Source organism: Lentzea aerocolonigenes, from assembly GCF_000955955.1.
Classification (GTDB): domain Bacteria; phylum Actinomycetota; class Actinomycetes; order Mycobacteriales; family Pseudonocardiaceae; genus Lentzea; species Lentzea aerocolonigenes_A.
In genome coordinates this window covers 17,430-32,436 of record NZ_JYJG01000084.1, presented here as the reverse complement: position 1 = coordinate 32,436, position 15,007 = coordinate 17,430, and the positions used below count along the sequence as shown (strand labels likewise).

The following is a 15,007-nucleotide window of genomic DNA, read 5'->3' as shown; positions in this document are numbered from 1 at the left end:
TCGTGCTGGCCGATCTGGGGGAACCATGAGCACGACCGTCGAAGCAGGCCCGAAGCACGGCAGTGAGAGACCCGGCAGCGGTGAGTCCTCGCGTGCCGGCTTTCGCACCGACGTCCAGGCGTTACGGGCGATCGCCGTGCTCGCCGTCGTGGTCAACCACTTCTGGCCCAACGCGCTGACCGGCGGCTACGTCGGTGTCGACGTCTTCTTCGTCATCTCCGGCTTCCTCATCACCTCGCACCTCGACCGCGAGATCGTCCGCACCAGCCGGGTGCGGCTCGGCAGGTTCTACGCGCGGCGGGTTCGGCGGCTGCTGCCCGCGGCGTTCCTGGTGCTCGTCCTCAGCATCGCCGCGGCCTACTTCCTGCTGCCCTACCCGCGCTGGACGGCCAACGCCTGGGAGTCCTTCGCCGCCGCCTCGTACTGGGAGAACTGGCTGCTCGCGGGCAAGTCGGTGAACTACTCGGCGCAGAACGAGGCCGCGAGCCTGGTCCAGCACTATTGGTCGCTCTCGGTCGAGGAGCAGTTCTACCTGTTCTGGCCGCTGCTGCTGATGGGCCTGTTCAAGATCGGCAGGCGCCGCTGGGTCGTGACCGGCGTCGCGGTGCTCGGCGCGCTGTCGCTCGGCCTGAGCGTCTACTACACGATCGTCTCGCCGAGCCAGGCGTACTTCATCACGCCGGTCCGGGTGTGGGAGTTCGCGATCGGGGCGGGCGTGGCGCTGGCCTCGACGAAGCTCGTGCTGCCGCGCGTGGCCGCGGGGCTGGCCGCGTTCGCCGGCCTGGCGATGATCATCGCGACGGCGTTCGTCTACGACCACCACACGCCGTTCCCCGGCTACCTCGCCCTGATCCCGGCGGCCGGCACCGGCCTGGTGATCATCTCCGGCCTGCGTCCCGGCAGGCAGTGGCACACGGTGGTGACCGCGTCGTGGCCCGTGCAGTTCGTGGGCAACGTCAGCTACTCGCTGTACCTGTGGCACTGGCCGGTCGTGCTGCTCGCGCCGTTCGCGCTGAGCGGCCTGCTGGACAAGGGCGAGCTCACCACGCCGTGGCTGCTGGGCCTGCTCGCGCTGTCGCTGGTGCTCGCCTGGTTGTCGAAGACGCTGGTCGAGGACCGCGGCATGTCGTGGGGCCCGCTGACCCGCAGCACCGGCCTGACGTTCGCCGGCATGGTGGCGGGTGTCGCGGTCGTCGCGGTGCTGGCCACGGGTCTCCAGTGGACCTACGGACGCCATGTCGCGCAGGCGGAGCGGGACGTGGCCGCGGGCCTGAACACCCCGTGCAACGGCGCCGGTGCCATGGTCGGTTCCAACGGCTGCCCCACTCCGTACGGCCCGGCCCGCGTGACCGCGATGGGCCCCGCCAACGAGTACTGGCGACTCGCACCCGAGTGCGCGAACAAGGACTACACCGTCGGCGAGGACAAGCACGCGGTGGCGGTCTGCGACTTCTCCGGCGGTTCCGCCGCTGCCGAGAAGGTGTGGCTGGTGGGCGACTCGCACGCCCAGCAGTGGCAGCCCGCGGTCTTCGAGATCGCCCGTGAACGCAAGTGGGTGGTCAAGGCGGACTTCCTCGGCGCGTGCCCGATGGCGGACGTCCGGGTCTCCGAGTTCCGCGGCAAGGCCACCACCGAGAAGGAGGTCAAGCACTGTTCGAGCTGGAGCGGGAAGCTGACCGACACGATCGCCGAGGACAAGCCGTCGCTGGTCCTGACGTCGTTCTTCTCGCGCCGGGAGACCGCGGACGACAAGAGCGGCCGCAGCCAGGTCGAGCAGTACCGCGCGGGTCTGGAGCCGAGGTGGCGCAAGTGGACGGACGCGGGTGCCCGCGTGGTCGTGCTCGCCGACCCGCCGTTCAACGGTGAGGTCCGCAACTCCGAGTGCGTCAACCTCAACCCGACCAAGCCGGAGGACTGCGCCGTCGGGCGGGACAAGGCCCAGCCCACCGACCCGTCGGTCGAGGTCGCTCGCACGGCTCGCAACCCCGGGGTGTCCGTGATCGACCTGAGCGACTACTTCTGCGACGAGAAGCAGTGCTACTCGGTGATCGGCAACGTGGTGGTCTACTTCGACCCCGACCACCTCAACAGCGAGTTCAGCCGCAGCCTGGCACCGATGATCGCGAAGGCACTGGGTTAGCCCTCGCTGATCTCCAGGGCTTTCTCCTTGGTCAGGTCACCCTCGAGCCTCATGGTGACCTGACCTCGTTGCCAGAGCAGGGTCTTCCCGGCACCCTGCGGTTCCTCGTCGTGCCACTGGCCGTTGCGGTCGATGTAGAAGAAGACGTGCGGGTACGGGATCCAGACCTTGTCGCCGATCTGCTCGACGCCCTCGTCGTGGATCAGCTTGCCGGCGGTGGACTGGATGGTCCCGTCGAACTGGTCGAGCCTGATGTCCTTGTAGTGCAGCGTGACGAACCGTCCCTCGTGGACAGTGATCTGGTCGGGCTGGCCGAGCTGCGGTGGCAGGTAGATCTCGAACGGCAGCTGCTTGCGGGCCTCGTCGAGCGAGACCTCCTGGCTGGGCAGCGGTGGTGCGACCGATGCCGGCGGCTCGGTGCGGAACTCGACGCCGGCGAACTCCAGGAGGTGCTGTACGCCCGCGCGCACGGCCGGGGACACCGCGAAGGCGATCGCGAACGCCGTCACGGCCGCCACAAGTGCTGCGAGCCAACGGTTTCGGCGTTCTGGTGCATTGATCTTCGTGAGGACCCGGGCCGTGACGTCCGGCGGTTCCGGCACGTGGATCTGCCGGCCGAGGTCGCGGAGGGCGGCCTCGACGTCGTTATCGCTCATGGGCCACCTCCTCCAGCATCGGACGCAGCTTGGCCAGCGCGCGGGACAGCCGTGACTTCACCGTTCCCTTGGCCACGTTGAGGGTCTGCGCGGTCTCGGCCTCGCTGAGGTCGAGCAGGTAGCGGCACGTGACGACCTGGCGGTCGTGCTCGGGCAGGCTCTGCACGGCCTGCAGGAGCTTGGTGCGGGAGTCGTCGACCAGCGTCCCGGGGTCGTCGTGGTCGACGGTCTCCGTGATGGTGGCCATCTTCAGCTCCATCAGGTTGCGGCGCCGTCTGCCGCGATGGAGGTTCTTGGTCTCGTTGGCGACGATCTTCAGCAGCCACGGCTTGAAGTCGGCGTCCTGCCTGAACGTGCCGAGCTTCCGGTACGCCTTCACGAACGCCTCCTGCACCACGTCACCGGCGTCCGCACCCGCCCCGAGCAGGTACGCCGTCCGGTGCGCGAGCGCGGTGTACCGGGTGACCAGCTCGCCGTAGGCCGCCTGGTCACCTGCGATCGCCCGTGCCACCGCGTCGTCCGTGATGCCCTTCCTACACCGGGAACCCCGGCTTGGTTCCCGGTGTAACTCCCGCATGAGGATTTTCGCCTTGATCTGCGCCTTCCTGCTTCTCAGCGCACCTTCCGCCGTCGCGGGCGGCTGGGCGGTCACGTACCTGGACCCGGTGCCGTCGATCCAGCCGTCCACCACTCACACCGCCGGCTACTGGGTGCTGCAGCACGGCACCCATCCGTTCAGCGGCGATCTCGGCAAGACGGGGCTGCGGTTCGTTTCCGGTGCGGACTCTCACGAGTTCGTCGGCGTGCCGCTCGGCCAGCCCGCGCACTACGCCGTGACGTTCACCCTGCCCGCGGGCTCGTACGAGGTCTTCGGCGTGCAGGGGATGTTCCAGGACCATCCGCTGGGGACGCTGACCGTGCCGGGCACGTTCCAGATCACACCGCCGGACCCGCAGCTGGTCATGCCTGGCTCGACCGAACCGTGGCCGTGGCAGGAGATCGCGCCGCCGCTCGCCAAGCCCGCTGTCGCTCCGGCTGCGGCGGTCGTGCCTTCCGAACCTGAGCCCTCGCCCGCACCGGTGTGGCTCGTCGGGCTCGTGGTGGTGGCCGCAGCGGGACTGTTCGTGGTGCTGCGCAAGAGGTTGCGGCCGGTTGGGCGAAGGTGAAGTGGAGAGGCGATCGGCGGAAACCGCCTCTCCACTCCTCGCGAGGCATCCCTGCGATGCCGAGGCTTTCCGGGTGAACCACGACCTAGGTCGTTGAACGGTGAACCACCGTTACGGACCGGTACGACGTTCACCCGGTTCGCCTACATCGGCATGTGCTTCGTGGGCGGTGGAGACGGCTTGCTGATGATCCGCGTGACCGGACCTTCCTTGCTCATCCCCTGCTGGTCGAGGAACCCGGACAGCTGCCCGCGCACCTGGGCCAGCGTCGGACGGCGGCCCGGTTCCGGGTCCATCGCCGCGAGCAGCAGACGGGCGTGCGCGCTGTTCTGCGGCAGCTTGGTGATCGGTTCGCCCTGGGCTGCGGCCATCAGCGAGGAGATCGGGTTCTCGCGGGAGCCGCGCGGCGGGTGGCCGGTCAGGGCGTAGGACACCGTGGCGGCCAGCTGCCAGGAGTCCGACGCCGGGGACGCCGTCTCGCCGCGAGCTGTTTCCGGGGCGAGGAAGTCCGGGGTGCCGACCATCATGCCGGTGGCGGTCAGGGTGCTGTCGCCCTTGGAGCGGGCGATACCGAAGTCGATCAGGTGCGCGGTGCCCTGGCCGTCGACGATCACGTTGGACGGCTTCACGTCGCGGTGTAAAACGCCGCGGTCGTGGGCGGCGGCCAGTGCGTCGGCCATGTTCAGCCACAGCCGGGCGGCCAGCTTGTCGTCGATCAGACCGTTCTTCAGCACGGTCTCGGACAGCGAGGCGCCCTCGATGTACTCCATGACCAGGGCGAGGCCGTCCGGGTCCTGGACGATGTCGAACACCCGCACGCAGTTGGGGTGCCGGACCGCGGCCAGCGCGCGGGCCTCGCGGAGCATGCGCGCCTCGGTCTCGTTGTCCGGGGCGTGCGCGAGCTTCACCGCGACGGTGCGGTCGAGCTGCTCGTCGACGGCCAGCCACACCGTGCCGAACCCGCCGGAGCCGAGCTGGCGGACGCGGCGGAACCTGCCGTTGCCAGGGTTCCAGACCTTGCCCGACTTCTGCACCGGCGCGGGCGCGTCGGCGGAAGCGGCACCGGGACCGAACGGCAGCGGGCCCGGCGTGTCGGCGAGGACGGCAGGCTGGGAAGGCTGCGGAGGCTTGGGCTGCGGCAGCACCTCGGCGACGCGGGTTGGCGGGTACTGACCGGGAGGCGGCCCGACCGGGCGCATCGGCCGGTTCATCGGCGCCGGCTGGTACTTCGGCACCTGCGCCGGCTGGTACGGCGGCGGGTTCTGGCCGTGTTGCGAGGGCTGGTGCTGGGCCGGCTGATGTGGGGGCGGCTGGTGCTGCGCGGCCGTGATCGGCTTGGTCGGCGCCTTCTTCTGCGGCTGACCCTGCGGCAACTGGTTGTTCTGGGGCTGCGGCGTGCGCGCCACCGGCTGCGGTGGCGGCGGGTTCTGCGAGTTCCGGTCCTGAGACCGGTCGCGGCCGGGGCGGTTCAGCATGGCGGTAGTCAACCCGAAAATCCGCACGACGATTGAGCCGATTACCGCAATCGGCAGAAAGCCCAGCAGCACATGGCCCACCAACGTCACCGGGAAGGACGACGTCGTCACCAGCAGTACCACGAACATCGGCCAGAACACCCGGCGCGGCCAGTTCGGCCCGAGCCGGAACGCCGACCCGGACTGCAGCATCACGAACAGCAGGCACAACAGCGCCAGCACGACGGTGATGCAGGCGACCACCAGGAACACGGGCTGGCCCGGCCGCTGGACCACGCCGACGATCGACGGAGCCCCGTCGACCAGATAGCTGCCCTGGGAGAACTGCCCGAAGCAGGTGGCCTCGTCGAGCGAGCCCGAGCCGCTGATGGCCCGCCTGGACAGCCCCTGCACGGTGCCGCGCATGATCAGCCACGGCAGCACCAGACAGCTGGTGACGCCGAGCACGGTGAAGATGGCACCCGTCAACGGCCCGTAGGAGTTGCCGACGATCCGGCGCACCGCGATGGACAGCAGCGCCCCGACCGTGGGGAACAACCCGAGAACCGCGCCGAGCGCTGTGGTGGTCCACACCCAGTCACCGGGGCAGACACTCGCGCCCACGAAGCCGTGCAGCCACGTGAGCAAGGACTCCGCGAGCCCCACGACCCACACCACCCCTTCCGCGATCACCCCCAGCCTAGGCGTCCCGACAGCCTACGGTGCGTAATTGGTCTGCGGTTGACGCCACAGCAACCTGTTGCATGATCACTGCGTTGTACCTCCGTCTCGCCACGCAATCGGCCTGTTGGCACATACAACGCATCCGTGCGCGGTCCTGTTGAGCGAGGCTCAGCGGTGGCGCTGCCAGCTCGGGTACCGCGCGGCGATCGCGTACGTCGTCAGCACGGTTTCGACGTGCGGACGGTTCATGAAGTCCTCCGCCGGGGACGGCCGGCGTGGCGGTACCGGCGGTGGCACTGGCGGCGGTACGAGCACCGCCTCGACCCTTTCGGGCAGCTCCGACCGCACGTGCCACAGCTCTTCCGTCGCCCTGTCGACGGTGATGACGGCGAGGCGTTCCTCGTCGGCGAGCTGCCGCCGCAGCCGGTCGGCCAGGGCCGGGTCCGCGAAGTCCACCAGGCGGTCGACCTCGACCCGCGTGTACAGGTAGGTCTCCACGGCGTCGTGCGCCGAGCCGAACGCGTCCGACACGTCGAACCACCGCATCCGGGCGCGATGCCGGTACTCGTCGAACGCCGTGCTCGCGGGACCTGTCCATCCGGACGGCGTCGCCTTGGCGTAGGCGGTCCCCGCGGATGCGCATTCGTCGCGCATTCGCTGCAGCCACTCCTGGACGTTCCGCAGGGAGTGGAAGTCGGCGGAGAGGCTCACGCCGGGAAGACGTCCGCCTCTTCGTAGTGCCGTGCGGTGTCGGCGAGCCGGGCATCGGTCTCGCCGACGTCGCGCACCAGCACGTCCGTCGCGTGGTCAGCGGCGGCGCGGAACCTGGTGAGAGCGGCGAACAGCTCACCGCGAGCCGGGTCCACCTGCCCCTCGGGGTGACCGGACAGGTCCGCCACGTCCCCTGCGACCCGCACCAACGGCCGTGCCAGCGCCCGCAGCTCCGCGGGGTCGACGGCGAACCCGTTCACAGCACACTCTCCAGAGGTTCGGCGTGCCAGAAGTTTGGTGAAGAACGATACAGGGACCTCAGGCGAGCAGCACGCGGATTTCGGCGGCGGAGACGAACACCGTCTCGTCCAGCGCGGCCCCCGCGTCGATCACCACGCCGACCCCGAGCGGTGCCACGAGCGGCAGCAGCTCGGCACCCCCGACCTCGAGCCACCGGTCGTCCCACGGGAGGTTCTTGAGCTTGCGGTAGGCCGCGAGCCGGTCGACGCCGGTGAAGACGAGCACCGACTGCTCGTGTCCGTCGACCTCGGTGGCCACCAGCCCCGGCCGGCAGGGATCGGGCAGGTAGACGGTGGTGTTCAACAGCTCGGCGACGACCTCGGGCGCACCGGCCCGCGCGAGCTCTCGCAGCCGTGGCACGGGCAGCACCGGCTTGACGTACTTGGGCTGGTCGAACAGCCGGTGCTTGAGTCCCTGCGCGGAACCGGGCACGGCCGGATCGACCTCGTAACGCTGCATGCACGCCAGCGAAAGCGGGATGTCGGCTCTCGTGGCGCCGGGCAGCACCACGAGGATCACCTTGCGCTCGAACACGTCCGGGTGGTCCATGAGCAGTCCGCGCAGGTACCTGCACTCGTACTCGGCACCGCGGCTCTGCGGGTTGCGACCGGGGAACGCCAGCTTCCAGCCGGCCGACACCGCCACCACGATCCGGTCCGCGTCCTCCATGCGCTGCAGGCACAACGTCGACCAGTCGACGGGTTCGTGCTCGTGGTAGAGGTCGACGTCCCCGTCCGCGCCGAGGTCGTGCAGGAGCAGGGTGAACCGGTGCACGGTGTCCCGCCACGCCTGCGTGCGGGCAGCGTCCCAACCGGGACTGGTGTGTGCCCAGACCACGAAGACATCGGGACGCATCGGCAGATCATGCCGCAGGGTCAGCCGTCGTAGACCTGGTGGTCCGCCTGCACCCGCGAGCCGCCCTCCCCAGCCGACCCGCTCGACGATCTGACCGCCGGGTCCGCCGCCACCGGCAGATCACCGAGGCCAGCGAGGTACTCGACGGTCCACAGGTGGTGCGCGGACGGGTTCGGCTCGTGGAAGGTGTCGCCGAAGCCGTACGTGGCGACGCGGGTGGCCTGGGTGCCGTCCATCTCCACGGTGACCTGTGAGCCGAGCAGGCCCTTCGCACCGGGCGCGCAGACCAGTTCCAGGCGGGCGCGGATCCACTGGGGGACGGGGGCCGGGTCGGTTTCGAGCTCGGAGGAGATCGCGGTGCACGAGGTGCCGTGGGCGCGGGCCACGAAGGCGGCGCGGAACACGACGAGCTCACCGGCCGTGCAGCCGGTGAGAACGCGCGCTTCTACTGCTGTCTCGGTCGAGGTCACTACGGGACGGGCGGCCGCGCACCTCGCGGTCGGGGCGGCGGTCGAGGCCGCTGCTCCGCCGGAGGTGACGGCCACGAGTAATAACGCGGCGGCCACTGATCTCACGCAGAGGAAGTTATTGGTGGCCGCCGCTTTCCTCACCGAACTTCACCCCACAGATGGGTGAGCGCGGAACACGTCGTACGCCAGGTCAGCGCGCTGGATGTCGGTGTTGGCGGCGATGACGTCGCCGAGCGGCCGGCGGTAGTCGATGCCGTAGCGGGCCTTGATCACGCGCAGGGCCGGGTCGTTGGCGTAGAAGAACCTGTCGCCGTCGTGCAGGGCCTCGAACTGCCGCTTCCAGATCGCGTGTTGGAGCTCGCCGAACTCGCTTCCGGGCAGGCGCGGCTCGGCCATCATGCCGACGACCGCGTCGAGCCCGGAAACGTCACCGTAGATGGCCTTGAGACGCGCCGCTGTGGTGGTGCGGCGGACTCCCGGACGCACGTAGTCGAGGCTGTCCGGGTCGTTGATCTCGTCGCCCGGCGTGAGCTCGGGGTCGGCAGGGAAGGTCTCGGTGGTTTCGCCGGAGATCGCGCGGAACGAGGGCTTCGGTGCGAGTCCGTACGTACGGCGCAGGTCGTTGTAGGCGGCGATGCCGTGGTCGCGGCCGCGTTCGACGTCGAGCGCGGCCACGTCGATCACCGCGGTCAGGCAGCGCGGCACGCAGCCGGGGATGAGGAAGACGATGCTGCGCAACGTGTCCTCGTCCACGACCTCGTCGTTGCGGTTCTCGGGCTGGAGGCCGAAGCTCTGCAGCAGCGGGCCGATCTGCACCTGGTCGACCAGGTCCGGGTTGAACGGCAGCAGGCGCGGCGGAATCCCGATCTCGACCTGGGAGCCGGTGATCGTGATGCTCATTCCCCTGGCGCGCAACGTGTCCAGCTGCTGCTGGGTGTAGCGGGAGAGCTGGGTGACCACCTTGAAGTCACCGCGCACCATGCTGTGCGAGCGGTAGCCGACGGTCGCGAACTCGTTGGCGAGACTGGTCCGCACGTCCGGCCGGTAACCGCGGTACGGCGCCAGTCGCACGCCCATCGCGGGCAGGAACTCGTGGTAGGTGATCCACTGCTGCTCTGCGCTCACGACCTTGCGCGCGATCTGGAACTTCTCCTTGTCGGACAGGTGCGAGGGCAGCCTGTCGACGATCCTGTTGTGCTCACGGGCGAACAGCGTCTGCACCGCGGTGATCGTGGCGTTCTCGTTGGCCCGCATGTCACCCGCGACGACGCCGGTGCCGGTGTTGATCGCCCCGAACGGCCCGGTCATGACCGGCGCGTCCGTCCCGTCGCCGCCGCGCGCCTGCCGCCTGGGCTACATGTTGTTGGGCAGCAACAACTTCGCGCCGTCCCGCAGCCAGTTCAGCCGTTCCTGCGTGCCGCCGTAGATCGCTCATCCGTCGAGGTAGGAGCTGACGATGTTCTTCTGCTCGTGCGGCGACACCCCGTCCACGACACCGCTGCGCCGCATGGGAATCGAGCCGAGGTCGTTGCGCACGTGCTCCATCGGCGCGTCGTTGTCCCACGGGATCGAGGCGTCCGTTGCGGTGTCCTCGCGCAAGCCGAACGTGTGGTCCATGAACTGCGCCCACACCTGCGCCCACTGGCTGACACCGCGGTCGGACAGGAAGTTCTGCCTGCCGTCCGCGAAGATCCTGTTGCTGACGCACCGCGCGTTCGGCCCGGCAACCGGTTGCCCGACGCCGTCCGCATATCTCGCGGGAGCGAGACGGGAGTACGCCTCGCCCACGGTCCCCCAGTCGGGATGGGCGCGGTTGTTGCCGCGCCCGTCGAGACCCTGGATTTCGAACCAACCCGCATCTGCTTGCGCCGCCCCACTTCCGAGCAGCGCTCCGATCGCCACCAATGCCACTGACCTACGCAAAAACCGCATGGCATTCGATGATGGCGAGAACCGGTCCACCTTTCGTGCGCTGAACGGGTTGTCATCGGGAGACCTGTCGGGACCGTGAAAGAAGATTCGACAGCAAGACGACAGACCCGAGCACGACGCGGAAGACCGCGATCATCGCCGCACCAGCGCCACGACCGCCGACACCGCCGCGACGACCACCGCGACCATCTGCACCCACAGCCCGATCGAGCCGCCCACACCACCGGGCAGGCCGGTGTCGGCGAGACGCCCGGCTTCCCCGCTCGCGAACAAACCGCCGATGAGGAACAGGCCCGCGACGGCCGCCAGCACGGCCGCCCACCTCCACCGTCCGAAGTAGACGAACGCCGCCGGTATCAGCTGGATGAAGAAAACAGGCGGTACCGGCGGGAAGTCCACTCCTGACACGATCTGCACCACGACACCGGCCGTCGCCACCAGCAACGCCGACGCCGTCACGTTCGCCGCAATCTTGTTCATGCGACGAAGCGTGCTCCGGTCACACCGGCAGGTCGTCAGCCTCGACCGGTATCCCGGCTACGCAGCTGGACGTAGCTCAGTGGTCGTGCTGGTCGTGGTGGTCGTGGTCGTGCTCGGGCGCGAACGGCTGGTAGATGTAGAACATCGTGACAGGCTCGTCACCGGCAACGGTCTCGTGGTCGACACCGGGCGGCACGAACGCGTACGAACCCGCACTCGCCTCGACACCACCGATGCTGACCGTGCCGTCGATGACCCACGTGTGCTGCGTCGCCGACGGGTGGTTGTGGCCGACGTCGCGCGCACCCGGTGCCATCTGGATGAGCCCGACGATCGTGTCGCCGTTGGGAGACTTCCACAGCAACTTGTTCAGCAGCCGTTCGTCGCCGTGCAGCGGGAACGACTTCAACTGGGCAAGCGCTTCGGCGGACAGGACGGTGACCTTGTCCTGCGGCGCGTCGCTCATGGGCACAGCCTTTCGGGAGCCGAACGGGCTTACGGCCGGTATATAGGCGAAGGGGCCGCCCACATTACGTGGACGGCCCCCGGTCGCTCAGGTCAACTGCACTTCGCCGCGCCGTTGAACAGCATGAACACGTCGAGCTTGCCGTCGGTGAAGTGGAAGCTCAGCACGACACCCTGCTGGTCCGGCACCGGCACGTCGTAGCCCTTGTCGTCCGCGTCCTTGCCGTTCGGGTAGGCCGCCTTGACCTGGTCGATGGTGGCACCCTTGCCGACGTTGTTGGCAGCCGTGACGCCCGGCGGCGGCACGATCATCCGGATCTTGTCGCCGGCGAACAACACGCCACCGTTGGCCTCACGCGCCTCGGCCCGCTTGGCGATCCGCTGCGTGGACTCCGCGATCAGCTCGGTCGCCTTGGCACTCAGTTCCGCCGACGCCGCGAGCTTCTCCGCGTGGGCCGCGTAGTCCGCGGCGCCCGCGTTCGCCCCCGGTGCGGGACCGACGGCGGCTTCCGCGTCGTCCGCGGCCTTCTGCGCCGCCGAGAGCTTCTGTTCAACGTCGGCGTCCGCGGCCAGCTCGGCCGCGTCCGGCGCCGGCGCGCCCTGGTACCGGAAGTCCTCGCAGTTGCCTGACTTGCCCGCACCCGTGGCCGCGAGGTCACCGGTGGCGAGCGCGTCCTGCCGGGACATGCCCGGCTTGAGCTTGCCGAAACCCGTGACGTCGAAGTGCTTCTCCTGCGCGGCCGGTTGCTGTTGTGCGCCAGTCGAGCAGCTGACGGCGGCAAGTGCCACCGCCGCCACGACGACTACCGCTTTGAATCCCCCAAGGTTGTTCACGCGCACAAGGTATCCGTGACGACGTCTCCGCCGAAGCCGTTTTCACAGGACCTCCACACGGAGAGAACCGGTGAGCGACTACTTCTTCGTTGCGCCGAAGTCGTTCGTCTCGTGCGTCACGTTGACCGCCGCCGAGTCGCCGAGCATCAGGCTCTTGGAGATCTGGATCGTCACGATGAACTTGCCGACGTAGGCGGAGTGCTCCTTGCCGTCGAGGTTCTTCTCCACGTACGCCTTGATGTCCTTCAGGTCGTCGCTCACCTCGAACGCGGGCTTGACCATGGACTTGAGCGCAGCGATGTTCTGGTCGGTCGTCTTGCCCTGCCACGCCTTGATGGTGATGGCGCTCAACCCGTTGCCCGCGTCGGCCAGCGACGCGCTGCGCTGGATGTCCTCGAACCCGCCGCCGAACATGTTGCACTCGAGGCTGGTCTGCTGCGTCGAGCCGATCGGCGCCTTGAACTCGCACTTGAAGCCGCCGGCCTGCATCTTCGGCAGCGCCTGCTCCTTGGTGGTGTTGAAGCTGATCGGGTTCAGCACGTCCGCAGCCTGTTCGCCGCCCTTGACGACGAGGTGCACGGTGTCCTGCTGCTCCTTCATGGTGCCCCAGGTGAGCGTCTGACCGCCCGCCTGCACCACGGCCACGTCCTGCTCGGGCAGCAACGCCTTGAGCGCCGCGCTGCGCATCGAGCCTTCCTTGTCGGCGCCGTCGATCGCGGCGCGCACAACGGTGCCCTTGCCGTCGGCGAGGAACTTCATCCGGATGCTGGAGCCCGCCTTCTCCGCGCTGGGCGGCGGCACGGACTTCACGCACATGCGCAGGTCCACGTAGTCCATGTCGGCGCGGGAACAGTCGAAGCCCGCCTTGGACAGTGTCTCCTGGACCTTGTCCGACTGACCCGCGCTCTCCTTCCAGTCGCCGACGAGGAGGTTCTTCGGCATGTCCGAGGCCGACGACGAGGTTTCGGTCGGCTGGTTCTCGGCGGCAGGCTTGTTCTCCTGACCGGAACCGCCGCAACCGGCGGCGAGCAGGGCGATGGTGATCACGGCGAGCGAGATGCGCATGGAACGGCTTTCTGCAGCGGGCGAACAGGAGGCGCGACCGTGCCGTGTGGACTCGGCGCATCGATAAGAGGGAAATGGACTGGGTCTGGTTCCCTCAGACAACCGTTTTCTTCTCGCGTTCGCCGAGTGTGCGCAGGCGCGTCACCGTTTCGTGTGGTTCGCATCCGACCTCCGGGTCAGGACTGCCATCCCTCGAACTCGTTCTGGTGATTGACGATCGGAGCACAAGGCCGCTGCCGTCCGCCGCGAGCCGCATGCCACGTCAGCGCGGGGCCTCCGGCTTCGAGGGCATCAGCGATGTCGGCGAGCATCGCACCCACACCGGGCCACAACGGCTCATCCAGTCCCCACTCCTCGTGATCCCAGAAGTGGACGGCGCCGCGGTGCTCTCCTGGCCGGAGGTCGACGACCAGGCTGTCCCCACCGCTGTTCATGGCGATCGGGAACAGATCCGGTGTGAACCGGTCGGGCCACATCGGATCGTCGGGGTCCTCCTCTTCGGCCACCTGCAAGAGGATCGCCCAGGTGGCCAGCGCCTCGTCCGGCTCTTCCAGGGCGAACCCGCATTCAGGCGGCAACCACCAGCCCGCGTCGATCCCGTCCTGCCGCCAAAGCGCCACGAGGTCCGCCGGAAACGCCACACCAACGTCACGCTCGACCCGGTCGACGGACGTCTGGTCAGCGGCAGGCCTGGGCCGATGCTCTTCTCGGGTGTGTGCCCGCAACCACGCCCCGATGCGATTGCACGACTGCCGGATTTCCTGGCTCACGCCGACAGTGTTTCAGGCCGACGGACAGCGAGGCCCTTGCAGTCGTGCAATGTGTTTGTGGAGCTGAGGGGAATCGAACCCCTGACCTTCTCGATGCGAACGAGACGCGCTACCAACTGTGCTACAGCCCCTTGCGGTGTTACGAGAGAACTATAGCAGTCCTAGAGGGGGTGTTTTCACCACCCCCTCTAGGCCCCCACAGCACCTCGGTACCGCAGCGACTCCAGTCCCTCTAACTCGACGAACACCGGGTCCTCGTCGTCGGAGTCGACCGGGATCGTGCCCGGACGCACCTGGTACTCGAAGCGCGGCAACGGCGGCAGCGCCGGCCTCTCGTCGACGATCTCGACCTGCGTGGTCTCGATCTCCTCGACGGCCGGAGCCGGCGCGGGCGCGGGAATCTCGTCGGCCTGCTGCACCTGCGGGCCCGTCGCACGGCGGCGGCGCACCTGCTGCAGGCGGGCGAGCCGGCGTGCGCGGATCTCCTCCTCGATCCGCACCTGCCGGCGCAGGTAGGTCAGGTAGCCCACGAGCAGGAGGTCGACTCCCGCGTGGCCGTACCAGAGCATCGGGTAGAACACGCCTGCCACGACGCCGGAAGCGATGGCGGCGAACAGCAGGAACGCGACGACCCGGCGCCGGAACGCGTACTTGGCCTGCGCCACCAGGGCGGCGGTCTCGGGGTCGTAGCCACCGCGGCCGCGCCGGAACGGGCGCTCGACGTACTCCTCCTCGTCGAAGTAGTCGTCGTCGATGTCGTGGATGTCGTCGTACTCGGCGTCTGGCATGGCGTCGTACTCCTCCCCCACGCTGCGCGCACTCTCCTGGCGCTTGCGGGCCATCATGGGGACGAGGACCACGAGCCACGCCACGACCAGCGCAACGATGATCAGCGAACTCGGCATTCCCCGTTCACCTCCCCCGGCCCACGCGTGGTGCTTTCACCACGCTAGTCACAACAGTCACACCTGTGTCGGAGGCTCGCCGAACTCGGTGCGTACCAAAGTGTGGTGTATCACCCACTT

17 protein-coding genes and 1 tRNA gene are annotated in these 15,007 nt (G+C 68.6%); 2 read left to right on the top strand and 16 right to left on the bottom strand.

The features are described from left to right. Window positions 1-25 precede the first annotated feature (25 nt). Entirely contained in the window at window positions 26-2,140 is a 2,115-nt protein-coding gene (locus tag UK23_RS13990) for an acyltransferase family protein (protein ID WP_052684650.1), read from the top strand. Here UK23_RS13990 and UK23_RS13985 read toward each other — a convergent pair. Both UK23_RS13985 and UK23_RS13980 read right to left on the bottom strand, forming a co-directional pair. Next, on the bottom strand, window positions 2,137-2,796 hold the full coding sequence (locus UK23_RS13985; protein WP_052684649.1) for a hypothetical protein: 660 nt from the start codon (window positions 2,794-2,796) through the stop codon (window positions 2,137-2,139). The two genes, UK23_RS13990 and UK23_RS13985, sit on opposite strands and share 4 nt — an antisense overlap. Beyond that, a complete protein-coding gene (locus UK23_RS13980) occupies window positions 2,786-3,307 on the bottom strand; it encodes an RNA polymerase sigma factor (protein WP_196777729.1) in 522 nt (173 codons plus the stop codon). The genes UK23_RS13985 and UK23_RS13980 overlap by 11 nt, the downstream gene beginning before the upstream one ends. Before the next feature lie 64 nt (window positions 3,308-3,371). On the opposite strand from UK23_RS13980, the gene UK23_RS13975 reads away from it, so the two are divergent. Continuing rightward, a complete protein-coding gene (locus tag UK23_RS13975; protein ID WP_045311916.1) occupies window positions 3,372-3,962 on the top strand; it encodes a hypothetical protein in 591 nt (196 codons plus the stop codon). Window positions 3,963-4,105: 143 nt separating this feature from the next. Here the strand turns inward: UK23_RS13975 and UK23_RS13970 are convergent, their stop codons facing one another. From UK23_RS13970 to glpR, 14 genes are all read right to left on the bottom strand, one after another. Beyond that, the gene (locus UK23_RS13970; protein WP_231114503.1) at window positions 4,106-6,109 is read right to left on the bottom strand and encodes a serine/threonine-protein kinase; all 2,004 of its coding nucleotides are present in this window, start codon (window positions 6,107-6,109) and stop codon (window positions 4,106-4,108) included. A 159-nt stretch (window positions 6,110-6,268) separates the two neighbouring features. Continuing rightward, the gene (locus UK23_RS13965) at window positions 6,269-6,811 is read right to left on the bottom strand and encodes a hypothetical protein (RefSeq protein WP_045311915.1); all 543 of its coding nucleotides are present in this window, start codon (window positions 6,809-6,811) and stop codon (window positions 6,269-6,271) included. Then, window positions 6,808-7,071 carry a hypothetical protein gene (locus tag UK23_RS13960; RefSeq protein WP_045311914.1) on the bottom strand — a complete coding sequence of 88 codons (264 nt, stop codon included), beginning with the start codon at window positions 7,069-7,071 and terminating at the stop codon, window positions 6,808-6,810. The genes UK23_RS13965 and UK23_RS13960 overlap by 4 nt, the downstream gene beginning before the upstream one ends. A 58-nt stretch (window positions 7,072-7,129) precedes the next feature. Further along, entirely contained in the window at window positions 7,130-7,966 is an 837-nt protein-coding gene (locus UK23_RS13955) for a hypothetical protein (protein ID WP_045311913.1), read from the bottom strand. Window positions 7,967-7,986: 20 nt separating this feature from the next. Further along, window positions 7,987-8,511, bottom strand: coding sequence for a hypothetical protein (locus tag UK23_RS13950; RefSeq protein WP_156213091.1), 525 nt, complete (start codon window positions 8,509-8,511; stop codon window positions 7,987-7,989). 72 nt (window positions 8,512-8,583) lie between these two features. Then, window positions 8,584-9,744, bottom strand: coding sequence for a peroxidase family protein (locus tag UK23_RS13945; RefSeq protein WP_052684648.1), 1,161 nt, complete (start codon window positions 9,742-9,744; stop codon window positions 8,584-8,586). Between the two features lie 123 nt (window positions 9,745-9,867). Next, window positions 9,868-10,368, bottom strand: a complete 501-nt coding sequence (locus UK23_RS48610; RefSeq protein WP_082114639.1) for a peroxidase family protein — start codon at window positions 10,366-10,368, stop codon at window positions 9,868-9,870. 132 nt (window positions 10,369-10,500) lie between these two features. Further along, window positions 10,501-10,848 (bottom strand): hypothetical protein, encoded by a 348-nt coding sequence (locus UK23_RS13940; protein WP_045311911.1) that lies wholly within the window; start codon window positions 10,846-10,848, stop codon window positions 10,501-10,503. 76 nt (window positions 10,849-10,924) lie between these two features. Further along, complete coding sequence (locus UK23_RS13935; RefSeq protein WP_045311910.1) at window positions 10,925-11,314, bottom strand: cupin domain-containing protein; 390 nt, start codon at window positions 11,312-11,314, stop codon at window positions 10,925-10,927. Window positions 11,315-11,406: 92 nt separating this feature from the next. Beyond that, complete coding sequence (locus UK23_RS13930) at window positions 11,407-12,147, bottom strand: hypothetical protein (RefSeq protein ID WP_156213090.1); 741 nt, start codon at window positions 12,145-12,147, stop codon at window positions 11,407-11,409. Window positions 12,148-12,225: 78 nt separating this feature from the next. After that, complete coding sequence (locus UK23_RS13925) at window positions 12,226-13,212, bottom strand: hypothetical protein (RefSeq protein ID WP_045311908.1); 987 nt, start codon at window positions 13,210-13,212, stop codon at window positions 12,226-12,228. 176 nt (window positions 13,213-13,388) lie between these two features. Beyond that, window positions 13,389-13,982: an SMI1/KNR4 family protein gene (locus tag UK23_RS13920; RefSeq protein ID WP_082114638.1), complete on the bottom strand. Its 594-nt coding sequence runs from the start codon at window positions 13,980-13,982 to the stop codon at window positions 13,389-13,391. 58 nt (window positions 13,983-14,040) lie between these two features. Beyond that, window positions 14,041-14,113, bottom strand: a tRNA-Ala gene (locus UK23_RS13915). A gap of 57 nt (window positions 14,114-14,170) precedes the next feature. Further along, the gene (gene glpR, locus UK23_RS13910) at window positions 14,171-14,887 is read right to left on the bottom strand and encodes a gephyrin-like molybdotransferase receptor GlpR (protein ID WP_045311906.1); all 717 of its coding nucleotides are present in this window, start codon (window positions 14,885-14,887) and stop codon (window positions 14,171-14,173) included. Between the last annotated feature and the right edge of the window lie 120 nt (window positions 14,888-15,007).

Coding starts and splice junctions, on each gene's coding strand:
- UK23_RS13940 (WP_045311911.1), bottom strand. CDS start 10,848: ATGAACAAGATTGCGGCGAACGTGACGGCGTCGGCGTTGCTGGTGGCG.
- UK23_RS48610 (WP_082114639.1), bottom strand. CDS start 10,368: ATGCGGTTTTTGCGTAGGTCAGTGGCATTGGTGGCGATCGGAGCGCTG.
- glpR (WP_045311906.1), bottom strand. CDS start 14,887: ATGCCGAGTTCGCTGATCATCGTTGCGCTGGTCGTGGCGTGGCTCGTG.
- UK23_RS13955 (WP_045311913.1), bottom strand. CDS start 7,966: ATGCGTCCCGATGTCTTCGTGGTCTGGGCACACACCAGTCCCGGTTGG.
- UK23_RS13935 (WP_045311910.1), bottom strand. CDS start 11,314: ATGAGCGACGCGCCGCAGGACAAGGTCACCGTCCTGTCCGCCGAAGCG.
- UK23_RS13990 (WP_052684650.1), top strand. CDS start 26: ATGAGCACGACCGTCGAAGCAGGCCCGAAGCACGGCAGTGAGAGACCC.
- UK23_RS13975 (WP_045311916.1), top strand. CDS start 3,372: ATGAGGATTTTCGCCTTGATCTGCGCCTTCCTGCTTCTCAGCGCACCT.
- UK23_RS13985 (WP_052684649.1), bottom strand. CDS start 2,796: ATGAGCGATAACGACGTCGAGGCCGCCCTCCGCGACCTCGGCCGGCAG.
- UK23_RS13945 (WP_052684648.1), bottom strand. CDS start 9,744: ATGACCGGGCCGTTCGGGGCGATCAACACCGGCACCGGCGTCGTCGCG.
- UK23_RS13925 (WP_045311908.1), bottom strand. CDS start 13,212: ATGCGCATCTCGCTCGCCGTGATCACCATCGCCCTGCTCGCCGCCGGT.